7 protein-coding genes and 1 pseudogene are annotated in these 16,096 nt (G+C 51.0%); 3 read left to right on the forward strand and 5 right to left on the reverse strand.

Annotated features, from left to right (window positions below):
* Nucleotides 1–39: 39 nt before the first annotated feature.
* Nucleotides 40–1,503: a hypothetical protein gene (locus tag EYC87_RS16095; RefSeq protein WP_279253766.1), complete on the forward strand. Its 1,464-nt coding sequence runs from the start codon at nt 40–42 to the stop codon at nt 1,501–1,503.
* A gap of 677 nt (nt 1,504–2,180) precedes the next feature.
* Here the strand turns inward: EYC87_RS16095 and EYC87_RS16100 are convergent.
* Nucleotides 2,181–6,149: a di-heme oxidoredictase family protein gene (locus EYC87_RS16100; RefSeq protein ID WP_279253767.1), complete on the reverse strand. Its 3,969-nt coding sequence runs from the start codon at nt 6,147–6,149 to the stop codon at nt 2,181–2,183.
* Between the two features lie 116 nt (nt 6,150–6,265).
* Here EYC87_RS16100 and EYC87_RS16105 point away from each other — a divergent pair, with 116 nt between their 5' ends.
* Nucleotides 6,266–7,447 carry a serine hydrolase domain-containing protein gene (locus tag EYC87_RS16105; RefSeq protein WP_279253768.1) on the forward strand — a complete coding sequence of 394 codons (1,182 nt, stop codon included), beginning with the start codon at nt 6,266–6,268 and terminating at the stop codon, nt 7,445–7,447.
* A gap of 25 nt (nt 7,448–7,472) precedes the next feature.
* On the opposite strand, the pseudogene EYC87_RS19520 reads toward EYC87_RS16105, so the two are convergent.
* From EYC87_RS19520 to EYC87_RS16125, 4 genes and pseudogenes are all read right to left on the reverse strand, one after another.
* Nucleotides 7,473–8,008: pseudogene (locus EYC87_RS19520) on the reverse strand (IS6 family transposase).
* A 69-nt stretch (nt 8,009–8,077) separates the two neighbouring features.
* Nucleotides 8,078–9,892, reverse strand: coding sequence for a hypothetical protein (locus EYC87_RS16115; RefSeq protein WP_279253769.1), 1,815 nt, complete (start codon nt 9,890–9,892; stop codon nt 8,078–8,080).
* A 9-nt stretch (nt 9,893–9,901) separates the two neighbouring features.
* On the reverse strand, nt 9,902–10,789 hold the full coding sequence (locus EYC87_RS16120) for a hypothetical protein (protein WP_279253770.1): 888 nt from the start codon (nt 10,787–10,789) through the stop codon (nt 9,902–9,904).
* A gap of 9 nt (nt 10,790–10,798) precedes the next feature.
* Nucleotides 10,799–13,033, reverse strand: a complete 2,235-nt coding sequence (locus tag EYC87_RS16125) for a vWA domain-containing protein (RefSeq protein WP_279253771.1) — start codon at nt 13,031–13,033, stop codon at nt 10,799–10,801.
* Between the two features lie 610 nt (nt 13,034–13,643).
* Here EYC87_RS16125 and EYC87_RS16130 point away from each other — a divergent pair.
* Complete coding sequence (locus EYC87_RS16130; RefSeq protein WP_279253772.1) at nt 13,644–15,926, forward strand: hypothetical protein; 2,283 nt, start codon at nt 13,644–13,646, stop codon at nt 15,924–15,926.
* The last annotated feature ends 170 nt before the right edge of the window (nt 15,927–16,096 follow it).

The following is a 16,096-nucleotide window of genomic DNA, read 5'->3' on the forward strand; positions in this document are numbered from 1 at the left end:
AATTTTATAAGACTTAAGCAAGGAGGCTTTTCTTCAATTGTGTTGCGTTTATTTCATATTATGAGGCGCCAGCACTTAGCAGCTTTAGAGAGACAACCCTTGAACAACTCTTTCCGGGATATAAATAACTGGCCTCCAGCGTTTATTGGTCCAGCAAGTGCTTTGTTAATGCTGACAACTGCGGGCGTGCCGGCTTGCGTTTTTGCCGGTTCATTATGTGACGTCAACGACTGCAAAACCACAGAGCTTTGGATGAACGGTGCATCGCAAGATTACCTAAACTACTTTACCCGGATCAATGGTTACCATGTCGGCACCCAGGAGCACCAAAAGTACGTCGATAAAAAAGTTAAGCCTGTTTTGGGCATTGGCGAGGCTTACATCGCTCTCAGTGCTGATGAGGTTGATGAATTTGAGTGTATTGGCAACGGTTACGTAAATCTTGATGACCGGTCGGAGGTATACCCAGGCAGGTGTCGCTATGAAGCAGGTGCCTTAAGCACTTTAAAAAATGGTGTTTTCGTCAATCGTACTCCTTTCGGTGGGGTAATTAATTCAGGCGGAATCGAAATTCGGCTTAAGATGGAAAAGAATGATGCGTCTATCTCTTTTGACGAACTTTTCAAACGCGGCGCATGGCCGGCTATTTGGTTAATGTCACCAGCGATTGATGACACCTTTCGCATCGATGGGGCGAGCTTTGAAGCGAAAGGCCTATGGCCTGAGGCAATGGAGTTAGACATCCTGGAGTTTATTAACGGTGGATGGACTGCAAATACGCCACTGATCGGCTCTATTCATTACGGCTACCTCGCTAATGAAACCCAAACGTCTTGGAACTACATAAATAACGTAGGGGACTATGATCGGCCGTTGCCTGCTGGCCTTTATCCCCAAGCCGAGCCAGAGAACTGGCACAATTATGGTTTTACGTGGAACCAAGTCAACACCACCGATGCACTACATAAAACTCGAACTTATACACTAAATTGGTATTACGACGGTAAGCAATACCAGTCACTGTCCATTGCTCGAACTGAGGATTACAGTTCTGAGGAGTCGACAACTTACTCAGCCGAACGGACCGTCGGAGGACAACCAACGGAAATATGGTGCACGAGCTCAAGTGCGCGGTGCTGTACCCTCGAATCAGCGCGATGCAATATTGACGTGGAGCGTGATTTACCGAAGTCAGAAGCCGAGGTTATGTTCCAAGCACTGGAGCTTGGAATGTCGCAGGGATATTATCTCAACATGAATTTTGCCGCGGGAGGGGCTGGTATTGGAGTGTATGACCCGGTAATTGGGGGGTTTCCTCCCCCGGCGTTTGGATCTGCGGAAATGCAAGTCAGTCACGTTTCGCGTTACACATTCGGATCAGCGCGAAAGGGAATGGGCAGACCCAAATCAGTACCGCTAATGTCAAAGTCGATTGTCGCATTATTAATAGTCTGGTTAGGATTTATAGGGCTGCGGCATCGAAGTCGCGCGCGGCTGAAATAGCATGCAAAACACTCCTATGAACTGGAAGACAAACCGAGGTAAAAAAGTTAAGTGACTGACCACATGTAAACAGCACCACCTCGCACCTATGATGCTACTAACATTATTTATCGGTCGTTACTTGAGAGCGGGGATGCAACCTATCTCGGACTTTTCCGTCATATTGTAGATCATGGGCCTTTTAATGTTTTGGATGGCAATGTCGAGTTCACGCCTGAAGGCACGTCTACTAAACCAGAGATATTCATGACTAAGATGAAGATGGGCTATGTAGTGGAAATAGTCGATTTGTGAACTCGCACAAGTATAGTTATATGTTCGCTCCAAGGACGCCCTGACCGTAAAAAATAGTTTGGATAGCATGTGTCGCGCTTGGCGAAGCATGAAGAAAATTTACCTGTATGCCTTCCATGCGTTCCCTGCTGCCAAGGCAGTGCTGGATCGCTACTTCCAGCTCTGTAACGGCTTCTGTCCATAGAGCAGCTTTGGCCGGCGGACACCAGGTCAGATTAACCTTGAATCGCCGCCGCTACTCATGGACAGCTTAAACCTAAGCCAGGCGCTCACTATTGAAACGGGAATTGCTGTTTAAATAACAGCCCCTCTTCTAGACAAACTTTGCAAAATCAGTTTAATCACTGCCGCTGTCCACAGTGAACAATTAACAGCTGCTGAGGTCACAGCGACATCAGAAACATCAGCATATCGCCCTTGTCATCCGCTGCTAATGCCTCGAAGTTTTCCCGCGTAGCATTTGCTTCTCCCCCGTGCCACCTAATTGCTTCGTCAATGGTTCGGGCGCGTCCATCGTGGAGATAGCTGTGCTCTGGCGTGCAACGCTGATAGCCATCTAAACCAAAGGCATCCCAACCCCTGGAACCTTCAGTACCACCCGTGACGCAAGCACTAAGTCCCAGACCCCACAGGGGTGCGGTACGCCATTCGCTGCCGCTGGCTTCAGCTTCAGCCAGCGTGTCCGTAAGCCCCGGACCCATGTCATGAAGCAATAAGTCCGTGTAAGGGTGTATGGTCTGGTTGCGCAACTCGGCAAAAGGGTGAAACCGACTGGTAGTTAATGTTTTAACATGACAACCAGTGCAGCCAATATCGATGAAGATGCGGCTTCCATTCTGGACGGCCGGGTCCTGAGAGTCACGTTGCGGACGAACCCCCAAAAGCGAAACATAGCGCACAAGGTCTTGTACATGCCGTTCGTCAAGTTCAGCACCCTCAGTACCACAGTCTGACTGCAATTGTCCGCAATCGGGACTGGGGAAGGCTTCTGTCATAACGCCCATATCCGTATTGAGGGCTTTTGTAATCTGGGTATGGATGCTTTCTGAGCCAGCTTTATAACCAAATCGACCCAGGCGAGCCTGCCCTGTCAGCGGGTCTGTAGTGCGTTGGGGGCGACCAGAAATGCCATCATTGTCGGCGTCATCGGGGTCAGCGAGTGCCAGAATATCTTCTTCCGGAATTGCTTCCAGAAGACCCAGTCCAACCAGCTGTGGCGCTATACGCGCCGAAAATGTAGCAGGGCGTTCACCAATGAACTCATAAAATGGCGTAAGCAAACCATTTTCTTCATTATAGTAGGCAATAGTCACAGACCCTTCAGAAGTTGCCTCAGCACTGGTTTGTGGTTGTAGCGTATGACCCAGCAACGGATGCTCTTCGCCGTTTGAGTCGCCAACTTTGACTACCCATTGAGTCAGGGGTTCGCCGATTTCCGGGACGGCGGCGCGGCCATTGCGTACGTGACAGCTGGAACAGCTCTGGTTTATGAAATGCGGTCCTGCAGTCGCTGCTAACGCGTCAAGACTGCCATTCTCATAAAACTCATCGTGTTGGCCGTCGATTGCCGATGAATGATGAAGTCGGCGCCCCCGCACAAAGGCTTGTCCATTTTCAGCAGCCAAATTAGTGGCCATTTGCTGAAAGTGGCCGTCGGGTTCGGCACTGCTTGCTATATGTAATGTTGTGTCCCCACCGAGGCGAGCATTTTTGGCAATTGGCACCGAGTCGCGTTGCAGGTAATCACCGGGCAGGAACACTTCGTTGTCGGTGACATCCCAGGGGACGAGCCCCTCGCCTACAATGTAAAGAAAAGTACTTCCATAGTAATTGGCCCGACCCTGCTTCAAATAGGAAGTATCCAGAAACTGGCTCACTTCAAATTCGAGTTTGTCGCTATTGCGAATTTCTCGGCCTTCACGGCAGTTATAATTGGACTCCTTGAAATAGGTATTAGGCGCTATCTCCGTCATCGCGCCGTTACCGCAATACTGTGCAAGAGTATCGGTGCCCAGATAAAACCAGCGGTTTTCTGCCTGGCCATCGGCCAATTTTGATTCAGTGAATACCGTCATGGCAATACCCGAACCTCCCTTTGCGACATAGTCTATGATCTCAATCTGTGCGGTCCGTTGTTCCCAATAAAATGGCAGGTAGTGATCATAGGCTTGGAAGTGATTTTCTTTGGCATGTCGGTCTCGCGCTCGATCGGCAATGCGAGTCACTAATGCATCGCCACGATCAAATGTGACAGGCTGTGACAAGGCTGCTGTCTCTGGGTAGAGTGGCTCAAACCAAAAGGTGGCTTCATTTCCGCTTAACGGTGACTGTCCAGTACCGGCTGCAGTGCCACCTGCTTCTGCAGTCGTATCGCCGCCGGTATTTGGATCAGTAGACGATGTGCCATCGCCTGTTAGGTCTGCCACTGCGATGTCTACGTTGTCGGCATCTTGAGGGCACCCCGAGAGCGAGTCAGAGGTAAGGCAGGATTCTGTATCAACACCAGAATCGACTAGTTTACGGCCCATTTCATATACGCGAATGTAGTCGATTTCAAAGTCCATGCGTGTAGTCGTTGAATCGGGCCGTGTTCCCCAAAATGGAGCGACAGCAAGATTGATGAGCAAATAAAAGTTAGAGTTACCGTGGTAGGGCCAGTTATCCTGAGTGGGATTTTCCGGACGATCGTAGCGACCGACCAACTCACCATCCTCGTACGCTTCAATATAGTCAGGCGTCCAGTCAACACGATGTACGCGCCACTCAGAAAGGTCTGTATTATCACCGTGCCAGGTCACCGAGTTGCCACCATGGCGCTCCTGAAAGTGCAAAGCTGAAGGCGTATAGTTCCAGAGGCTTTGGTATTCGACGATGTCGATTTCACCGCGCCTAGGCCAGCCCATGCCTCGATCAACGTCAGGATGACCCTGCATCCAGACGGCGGGGAACGCGCCATCATGAGCAGGCATTCTCACCCGGGTTTCGAAGCTGCCGTAGTTAAACTCTTTCTTGCCCTTGCTACGAAAGCGTGCGGAACGCCATTGGCCATCCTCTTTAATAGCCGAAAGCGTCAGAATGCCTTCGCGCACGCTGGCGTATTTTGGATCGTCGGTATAAGTTTGAATCTCCCCATTGACCTCTGAAGGATTGTGCTGCCAGACTGATCGATCCAGGGTGTCAAATTCATCACGCCATATCAGGGTCCTTGCATCTGGCGTATCTGACGCCTTGGTAAGTTTGATCCAGTTTATATTGAATTCACCAAAATCTACGACGACTCGAAGCTTATGGGCGCCTCCCGAAATCACCGCTGTACCAACCTCCTGGTCTATAAAGGTCTGCCAGCTGCCTGTGCCGTCGACCATCGAGAAGCCAACTAATTGATTGTCGAGGTAGATGGCGTATTGTGCATTGCCATTTTGCGATGCGACACGAGTGGACACGCTATAGCTGCCGGGTCCAAGATCAAGATCATATTCAAGCCATTCACCTTGTTGGGTCCAGCCCACATTAAAACCGCCGTCGGTATCTGAGGAGGGTTCAATGTCCACCTCGTCTTGACGATAGGCACCACCAAAGTTGCCGGCGCTCAAATCGTGAAATCGGTCGTAATCCTCTGCCTCTATGCGAATATTCTCTTCGACAATCGTACAACCTCGATGATCGACCTTGTCTCCAGCGGGAGTGTCGGCGCATTCATCGCGCATGTCGCGGATAGTGTCGTTGTCAGCATCTACATTCACTGCGGTTAAGCGGATCCAGTTCAGGTTCAACTCACCGCCTGCGAGGGTTACCGTGAGCCGTTCGGCGGCGTCGTATAAATCAAGCTGGCCCAGCTTATGGGTTTCAAAGGTCTGCCAGCCTCTTGTATTACCTACCTCGTCACTTAACGCTGCGGTTTGATCGAATTGCAGGGTGTATTTGGCACCCCCAATCGCCGACGCTACCCGTGTTTCTATGTCATATATTCCCGGCGCTAGTTTAAGATCGTAGATCAGTTGCTCGCCGTCGGCGGTCCAGCCCACGTTGTAGCCACCACCCTGATCCGAAGTTACTTCGATATCTACGTCACCGCCACGATAGGCACCACCGATATTACCGGAGGTCGTGTCGAGTGCTTGCTGGTAATCCTCGGCCTCCAGAGTTTGACTGACGCCCATAGCAGGTAACCGGCAGCCAGCCGCGTTAACCTGAGTTGCCAACTGGGTTGAGGGGCAAGAATCAATGGTATTATCGATACCGTCACGATCTGCATCGTTGGCATTTACCTCCTGACTAAGCACGGGTTGCGATGAAATTATGAGCCGTAATAGCAGCAGAAAAAAAACCACTTGAACGCCAATGCTTTGCATTATTTTGTGCTCTAATTAGGACGAGGCTCGTTATTAGAAGCGGAAAAACTGTGATTTATCTAGCAAAATTGCAAGAATTCTCAAGAAAAATCCCTATGTTAGACGGGAACTAACCAATGATACCGAGGCTGTCCCGGGCACATCGATATACCTTAGCCGGCTTTTTATACTCTGTGGCCGTCGTTATTGGCGCACCGGTAACTGTAGCTTCCGAGAACTGCAGTACCAGAGCACTGGTTGGCCTGCAGGAAAAAGCCGGTGCCGCTTTTTCTGTGAAAGCACCCGCCTTGTCCATTAGCATTAAAGAGCAGGCAAAGGCCCCGGTAAGCTGGAAAATAGTAGACACAGCGTTGATCGCTGATCCGGCAGCGACGCCGCTTTTTCATATAGGAAGCATCACCAAAACTTTCACAGCGGCGCTGGTACTACTGTTGGATCAAGAGCAGCAGCTGAGCATTAATGAGCCCGTAAGCCGTTGGATAAATTTGCCAAATGCAGCGAGTGTCACCGTGGCAATGCTGCTGGAGCACACCAGTGGTATTCCCGATATCCTAGACCTTCCGGGGCATGCGGCGCAGGATTCCCCCGAAAACTCCTTAGGACATATCGCCAAAGCGAATCTTTTGTTTTCTCCAGGCAGCCGATGGGATTACAGCAATTCCAACTACCTGCTTTTGGGTCTAATTATTGAGCGTGTGACCTCGCGCAGCTATGGTCAGGTTCTCTCTGAGCGATTGTTAGAGCCGTTAGGTCTCACCAATACCTATCTATGGGGTACTGAGGACCGCCCTAGCGTTTTACCGGGCTTCCGTTTGGCCTGTGGTGGTCCCGAAGAAGATAAATGTCAGGATGACAAAAACTATCCTGTGCATCGTGTGAATAATGGCAGGGATTGGCGTGTGGCATGGTCTGCCGGTGGTCTGGTCTCGAACTCGGCGGATCTCAGCGAGTGGATGCAGGCACTCACTCAAGGCCCCGTGCTCGACGAAGCACATCGTAATTTACTCATGACGCCTACAGCGCTATCTGTACAGGGATTGACGGATAAGGGTCGTTTTGAAGGTTTGCGGTGGCGATCGATGGGCATGGGCTTAATGCAGTTCGTCTTCGAAGACGAATCAGAAGCATGGGGTCATTCGGGCTACATAGATGGTTTCAGTGCTATAGCAGCATCAGCAGAGGGCCTCCCATCTGTCGCGATCACGGCAGCTCTGCAGCAGAGCAATGTTTATGAATTAGCGGCATCTAGTTTTAGCGAATTGGACTGCTGGACGGGTTCTGACAAGTTAGTTTTCTAAGGTCAAAGGAATTTGGTTTCTGGCCTCAAGCAACTGCCCTACTCCAATCAGCGAACTCACTTACCCTCAGATCCCGATAATGCTCAGCCTGGATCAAGTGCCTTCCCAGCTTGAACAAGTTTGAGACCGCCGCATAAGCACTCAAGAATCGCTGCGCCTGCCCTGCCGATTTAAACTTTCGCATCCTTCGTTCACTGGCCCTGGTCGGTGCATGAGATTGCCCTGCCCGATTGTTCGCGTACCGATCTGTGACATGCGTTGTTTCAGAGCTCAGCTCTCGATATGCAGCGCCATAGATAGTGCGGGTTGCCGTTGATTTTGATGAAGACTTCATCAATAAAGACAGTATTGCCATATCCACGGTGCTTACGGTTCAATCGACGGGTATAGAAGGCGCCGAACTTTGTACATCAGAGACGAGATGGCTTCTCAGGATTCAGTGGTGCCTCGCAGGGCGAGAAGATCTTCAAAATCGCGGTGACTGAGATTGAACCGGTAATAGAGTCAAACAGCGTAGGAAATGATATCCGGTGGAAATCTGTGTCGTTTATAAACATTCATCCGCCGCTTTTAGCAATTTTGGGTAAGTTAACTTGTCAGTACCCTCAATAGGCTCAACTTGGGTTCAGGCTACTCAGGGTAAGGAACAAAAAAAGCTCTGACATTGCCTTGCAACTCAACTTGTAAGCGTCGCTCTTCCCCGGGAGCCAGTAAATGATACATAACAACTTTTTTGGATCCGGATTGGGGGACTTGCAAGCTCATCATGGCTTTCATGATTGCCGATAGTTTGCCAGCGAAGCTGTTTGCTGGATATTCGGTGGTATTCAAGTCGGTGAAGATTCTTGCCACAACTGCTTGTGATGCTAAACCGGTTACTGGCACACCGCCAAGTCCAGCCATTTCCCGGCGGAAATCGCAAAACCAACCTGAGGGAGTGTTAGTAAGCCCGCCTTTGTCTATTCGGGTCGTAGGCCAGAGATATTTCTCCCGCTGTTTATCATCCTCATAACTGATCTCTTCATTTTCAATATCGCGGCGAAACTTAACATAACCCCTAAACCGGCAGGCACGATTTATGTAATTGTAAGCAGACTGCCAGGTGTCCGTGGGAAAGTGATCTGTGGGGAACTTCAACCACCAACCTTTGCTTTTGACTAACATGCCACCGTTGGTGCCAAATTCCAGTGTAAGCTTGCCCAGAGCTGGAACAATCAAATCGTTGTTGACCTGCATTTCCAGCAACCTCCAGCGCTGGTCCAAACTGCCTGCCACTAGTTCGCCACTAAGCTCCTCGTCCAGCGACTGGTTAGCCATGATCAAGATTACTTTGGAAACCTTATCCAGATTTTGTCCTTCGCAGGGGCCAATAGCTTGGTTGCAGACTCTACGCTGGGCTTTACCGCTCCAGTCTTCGTAGCGGTATTGATTGGTCTGGCTATCTTTTAAGTAGGCGTGGACGATAAAGCTGTCGTCATCGCCTAATTGATCAAAATGGACGTTGAACCACTCCACACCAGCGTCAACGTCTAACATGGCGTGTTGCCATGACAATGGGGGTAGATTGATTTCGGTGTTAACCAACCCCTGCTTCGGCACCAGGTATATTTTTCCCTCTGATACAAAAGAGGGCGAGACGAGATCGCCTGCCGGGACTACCATTGGGCTTCCATCAATCAAGATCGGGGTGATCGGGGCGCGGTTAAACATCGCCTTGGTAAATTCAAACCAGTGCTGGTCGATGGCCATTGATGAAGCAACGCTGATGCCGCTATGGCTGTCGCCAAACTGCCGCATTAACTCCTGAAAACTGGCCGGGTCTTGTTGCCACAGGTAATAAATAAACAAGGCCGCATGGTGCCCGGCATTGATCACGCTTTTTTGATGGTTGGCAGACCATTGCAGATACTCGATAAAGCGATTTTTTTTATGTTGATGGGGACTAGAAAAATAATACTCAGCAATTTCTGCCGTGCCTTCCAGTACCCATAGGTTTGAGTGGGTCGCATGGTCATCAGAGCGAACTACTCTGGCGCGATAAGAAAGATGATGGAATAACTCGTGCACCACCGTGGTACGCAAACGATCTAGGCCAACGACTGCGTCAGGGTCTATATTAATGGTGAAGTCGCCGTCTCGGTTGGTAGAGGCCATCGGATTTTGGCCGGGCCACATCTGTTGTAATTCGAGCAACATGCTGTCCATGTTGACGGGGACTTTCTGCGGGCTTGGTGCCATTGAACCTATCTGGCTGAAAAAAATAAACATAGGCCCATATTCCTGGTCTATGGTGTTCCCCACGATCAAGGCCAGAGTTGAGTGTTCGCCTGCGTGCTCAATGGTAGCGTGGCGGGTTTCCAGAGTATCTGCATGGGCTACACTAAAAAACCCGCCTAATAGGGCCGGGGCCAGCCAGGTTAAAACACTCGGAAGGTGTAGGCCCATGTCATGCTCCTAGCGAATAAAGGCTTGCAATAACCACTGCCCATTGGTTGTTTTTGCCAAAAACCGGATGGTGGTTGGGCCACCGTCTTTGTTGGCGCCTGGCACGAGGGCGGCCACGGGAGAGCCGCTCTCTATTGTAATGGTAAGTTCCGCGGTACTCCGTTGTTGATCAAGCTCGACCAAATGCCAGGACGTCGGTTGTAACATAGACATCATAGTCAGCCCCTGGCCCAGGGATCGACGGCTATCGCGTTCATCGACCCACATATTTTTTGTGGCAGCGGCAACCTTGTTCACATTGGACCCTGGTGAGCCTGATGCCGGCCCTAATTCTTGCAATACTATGTCCATAAAGCGGCTAACTAGAGTAGCCGGAGTGTCAGACGGGTCAACGGTAAGTGCGTCAGGCAGAGCTTCTGATGGTTTGACTTCAGGGCCTTTAAAATCAACGATAAACCAGTCGTCATTTTTAAGGACCAGGTTAAAAGTCGTGTCGATAGTATCGTGCTCTTTATTACGGACTACCCCCGCAGAGGCGCTGGGCTGAAACCGCACTTCGGCTCTTGCAAATTCACCGGCGCTACGCAGACTGGTAATCACCCAGCTGCTGGGGCGGTTAAATTTAAAAAACATCACCGAATTTAAATCGGCAACCTGGCCGGTTTGCTGTACTTGCTCACGGGTGGTTCGTATCCAATAACCGTCGACTAAATTGTAAGTCGCGTTTAACCCAAGTTCGGCGTTGGCTGGATTTTCTACAGCGGTGCTCAAGTCGGAGAAGAAAGCTTCCAGCACGGCTTGTGGTAACGCACCTGCGGCAAGTTCACGTTTGGCTTGAGCTGGAGAAACAAGCGTGAGGCCAATTAAGCATGCGAGAAAAAATATTCTACGGTCCATGTTCACCTCTCATTCAGGGGGGTAGTTCAACTTCAGCGTATACGATGAAAATACTGCGTTCAGGCTGGGGTTATTATCTTTTATCTGCAAGCTTACCGCTGTTGTAGCGCTGTTCAGTGGAATGATTGCATCGCTGGCCCCGGTTTGCTGGGTCAACCGAGTAATTCGCTTATTCGTGTTAGCGTCTCTTATATCCACTTGGTAGCGAAAATCTGCGATGGTAAATCTTATTTTTAGCTGTAACTCGGTCGCGCCCGCTCTGATGTTTGAACGATAACTATCATATCGGTCAGCCAATCCAAGATGTCCTACCACAAGTCGATCGAGCGGCAGGTTCGGGGCTTGTTCGACTCGTTTAGGCGCATCCTGTCCCACTTGCAGATCGCCTGCTTCGTCTATCTGCAGACCAAATAGGGCATCTTTATTCACGGTGTCGTAGCGATTGCCGACCGAAAAGTAAAAGCCTTCGCCAGATAAATCTATATACGTTGTATGTGCTTGTTCGCCACGTGCGCCATAAACCCTGGCCCAGTGACCTTTTACTTCGCTACCATCCGGACGGAACAGTCTAATTTCAAATCCCGCATGGGCCACGGAAGATTCACTGTTGGCGCCATTGTTGCCAATTATCGCCTTACGCGATTGGATAACACCTCGCAGCAATGCTCGCTGTGCTAGCTTTGTTGTTACCTTAAAAAAGCGTTGCTCGCCTTTGGGTAAGTGCCTATCAAGAGTGTAATTCCCCGGAGTTAACTCGGTGGCTTGCTCTAAATTGGGACCGCCGCTTACAGGGCGAATATGTCGCATATCCCAAGGATCTGCGGCCTCCTGCGCCAGATCGATTACTCGCATCAGGCTAGCGCCTAATTCATCGCCGTCGGCTGCGTCAAAATACTGGCCACCACCGGCGCTGGCAATAGCCTGCATTTGTTGTTGCGCAGTGGCATCAAGATCAAAACCTATTACGTGAGTCTGCAAGTCGATGCCTAGCGAACGCAGGTTGGCGGCTACCGCTGCGGGGAAACCCCCGCAGGTCTCCTCTCCATCGGATATCAGGATAATCATGTGCTTTTGAGCGTCTATGGCCAGTAAATCATGACCGGCTAATGTCAGCGAGTTAGCGATTGGAGTGTAGCCGTATGCACTTAGCGCATCCGCCGTGCGGTTAATGGCCGTTGCTTGCCTGTTAGCGGTAAACGGTAGCACTAGTTCGGTGTTAGGGCAGGAGGCATCAGGGGTCTTATTCAGACTTTGATCAAAACCGTAGGCGCGCATGCCAACCAAAATCGAAGGGTTTTCAAGCCCGGGCACTGCAGCTGCTAGCGCTCGCCGGGCCAGACTAAGCTTGGTTTGTCCTTGCAGGCGAGCTGCCATGGAGCCACTGGCATCAAAGATAATTTCTACCGCCAGAGCTGGAGCGTTAGTAGTGACTTGTGGTTCTGGCAACAACATTTTTGCCACCGGAGGCAGAGCAATAAGCGGCACCTTAATGCTTGTGGCGGAATCAGGCAGGGCAGCGGGCAGCTCTTTAGACCTGGCTGCCGGTTGAGGCTGTCGTGTTGCATCTGATACCCGCATCGGCAGAGCTGCGCCAGTGCTGCTTCCACCTGTTGCCGTTGCCATGGCTTCCTGCAAAGCAGCCAGATTTTCTGCCAGGTGAAACTCACCTGCGCCGGCCAATGCAATCATCCCCAGCTGGGCGAAATTGCCTGGGGGCCCTATACCTATCGTATCGACAGTAATTCCCGCCCCGGAAAATGCTTCTGCCAAACTTTCAGGATCTTGTTGACAAGTTTCCTGACCATCGGATATCAGAATAATTTTGCGTGGCCCTAGCCATCCCTCCATGTCTTGCTGAGCTCTTTCCAAGGCGTAGGTGATCGGAGTCTGTTGTCCCACAGCATTAATGTTATCTATCATACTGCTTATACCTGCGGCTGACCGGGCTGCGCCCACCCCCAGGCCAATTTTGCTGGATTGGCAATCAATCATTTTATTTGAACTGGTGCCGCCGGCAAAAAAACGCAGGGACATATTAGGATCCAGGGCAAACTGTTCGCTCATTCCCTGGAATAAGTTTTTGGCCAAATCAATTTTTCTGGCGCCTTGATGCGATTGCAGCATGCTGACAGAGCGATCAAACAGAATGACGGTGCGCTGGTCCAGGCCCGTTTGCCCCAGTGATGTCATGCTGAGCAGACATCCAAAGATGACAATAGAAATAGATTTGAAGACGGCTCGCATGTGTTCTCCTTACACTTGTCTGGACCTCTATACCAGAGGCTCAGTCCTCGTGTGGAACGTAAACTCGATAGGCCAGGCTTTGGATTTTGCGTGGAGTCTGGTCTTTCAGCCATTCAATTCAGTCGGTCGTTAACGGCCAACACTACAGAGTATAGGTGAAAAAAGCCGGATCTTGTGGGCAAAACTGCAAAAGGGCGCTATTTGCCTATACGGGTAATTGAGGAGGAGATAAACCAAAAAGGCGCCATCCGCCCACTCGACCAGCCTGATCCGCTACCGGAAGGCGTCGCCAAGGCAACAAGTATCGACAATTTAACGAATTGAATTCGCAGGAGTCTGCGGCCTAATATCAAACAACCGCCTTACCCAACAGACTTGAATTGTCGGAATACCGCACCACTCATCCCCCGCTCCATGACCCCCTCGTCGGCTCAGGTGATTGCTCCCCAATGATTAGAATTTTGGCTGTGGTAATGAATAATATCTGGCATTATTCATCAATGATCAACGCTGTAAATGTACTCATGATGCGCAACTTAGGCTGCCTTTGCGTAGCGTAATATCAGGCCTTCGGGAACGAATTAACAAATAGCTAGCGGACATATTAGATATGAGTTTTTCTATATTTCGGTGGACGATTGCCAGCGCAATAGCGCTTGCTGTAGTGGGTTGTAGTGATGGTAGCGACAGTAGAGATGCACCACCTGCAGAAACCCCAACGCCGGCCGATGCAAATGCCGTGTTTGCCGTTGCGAATGGTTGTTACTCAATTTCCCCCGATGCCGGGAACAAGTTTATTGGCGCAGCATTTGCCGATGACACCTATACCGCAGATATTACCGATGTGAACGTCGCCGGTCGCTTTCTGTTGCGTCCATCAGATCTCGGAAAATATCTGGTGTATGACCAGGACCGGGGTTACCTGGTATCCGATGGACAGGGTCTGTTGCGCCAGATGTCGCTTACCTCTGATACCAATGAGGTCGACGGCACAGTGGTTATCGAGGACCGCATGCAATCCGAGGGTGAGTGGCAATTATTTGCCGTAGAAGATGGGCGCTTTCGCCTGCAGCACATCAAGAGCGGAGCATTTATCGCGGCAGATGGCACGCTGGTGCCCGAGGCCCAAGCCGCCGACCTCGATTTTATGGCCCAGTCCGACTGCGCAGATTTTCCTGAATTGACGGTCAATGCGTCCGGTGAGATTGATGTGACTGAATTTGAAGATGGCGACCTGTTCGGTTTTGTCGACAGCCACTCGCACCTGTTTACCAATTTGGCCTTCGGCGGTGGCGGAGTATTCCACGGCGCGCCATTTCATCCGTTAGGGGTGGAACACGCCCTGCCAAATTGTGCTCTTTCTCACGGAGTCGATGGCCGCAAGGACCTGATGGGGTCTGGATTTAGTGATGGCGGAATACTCAGCCTGGCATCAGCTCTAATCACCGGGGAACTACCGGAAAAAAACCACGATACCGAGGGCTACCCCCAGTTTACTGACTGGCCCAATGCACCCTTCAGTTCGACGCATCAAATGCAGTATTACACGTGGCTTGAGCGGGCTTATCTATCGGGCTTACGGCTGGTAGTGCAGCATGCCACCACCCAGGAGACTCTCTGCCAGTTGACCACAGCAGTAGGTGCTCAGGCCAACCGCTACGACTGTAATGACATGGTGGCAGTAGACAGGATCATTGAGGCTACCTATGACATGGAACGCTATATTGACGCTCAGTCAGGTGGCCCCGGTGAGGGCTGGTTTCGTATTGTCTTGACACCAGAGGCGGCGAGAGCAGAGATCAGCGCCGGCAACCTGGCGGTAGTCCTTGGCATTGAGACGTCCGATTTGTTCGACTGCTTTCTCTCCCCCCGCGGCGCTTTTGAGCGCTGCTCCGAGCAAGATGTGCTGGATAAGCTCGATGAATACCATGGCAAGGGGGTGCGGGTGCTGTTTCCCGTCCACAAAATGGATAACGGCTTTTCCGCTGGCGACGGCGACCGGCGGGTCAGCGATATCGGCAATTACGCCCACACAGGTCATTATTCCAACTTCGTACTCTGCCCGGATGAGTTTCTGAATTACGATGGCGGTTTTGACCGGGGCGGTGTGAACTTTGCAGAACTCAACCAACCCAGGGACGAGTTTGATTCGATGCCGCCCGTAAACCCCGAGGATTTCGATGCTGATCCCGTGGGATTTTTCTTCCAGTCTGTAGGGCTACTGTCCGGCGGTTCACTCGAAGGGGAGTACTGCCAGAATCACGGTCTCACACCATTGGGTGAATTCCTGATGAGCGAGATGATGAAGCGAGGCATGGTGATGGAGGTAGATCACTTTTCCCGGCGCAGCTACAAGCGGGCCTACGAAATCCTCGTGGAGAACGAGTATCCCGCAGTAGGCACCCACGGTCGCGACTACAACGGCCTGCTGTATGAGCTAGGCGGTGTGTCTACCAGTGGCTTTGGCCGCTGTCGCGACCCAGAAGTAGCTGCGACCACCGATGATAGCTTTCAGCGGCGCCTGGCGCTGATGAAAGAGAAAAACGCCTATCCCGGCCTCGGGTTTGGATTCGATCTGAATGGATTTGCCGGTTACCCGAAACCGCGCTTTGGCGAATTGGCCAACTGTTCGCAGCCTCAGAGCGACCCAATTACCTACCCCTTTAAGTCCTTCGCCGGTGATATCACACTAGAGCAGCCATTGGTGGGTGAACGCGTACTCGATTTTAATACCGAGGGCATGGTGCACCTGGGTTTAGTAGCCGAGTACATTGAAGAGGTCCGTAGGGATGGAGTCAGTGACGAGGCGTTGGAGCCCCTGTTTCGTTCAGCCGAAGGTTATATCAGAGTCTGGGAAACATCGGAACGTCGCGCCCTTGAAATGCGTCAGTAGACTTGGTCGGCACCCTCTGCATGAAGTCGCAGATAAGTTTGGCCTTTTCTCTTTCTTTTACTTCTGCGTTACCTCCAATCATGTTCTATTGTAACGTCCATCGACGCAACAGGGGCCAAATTCAGGTCCACGTGAATAACGAAAAAACGATCGCACCATTATCAGGAATA

Source organism: Candidatus Seongchinamella marina (genome assembly GCF_026262685.1).
Lineage (GTDB): Bacteria > Pseudomonadota > Gammaproteobacteria > Pseudomonadales > Halieaceae > Halioglobus > Halioglobus marinus.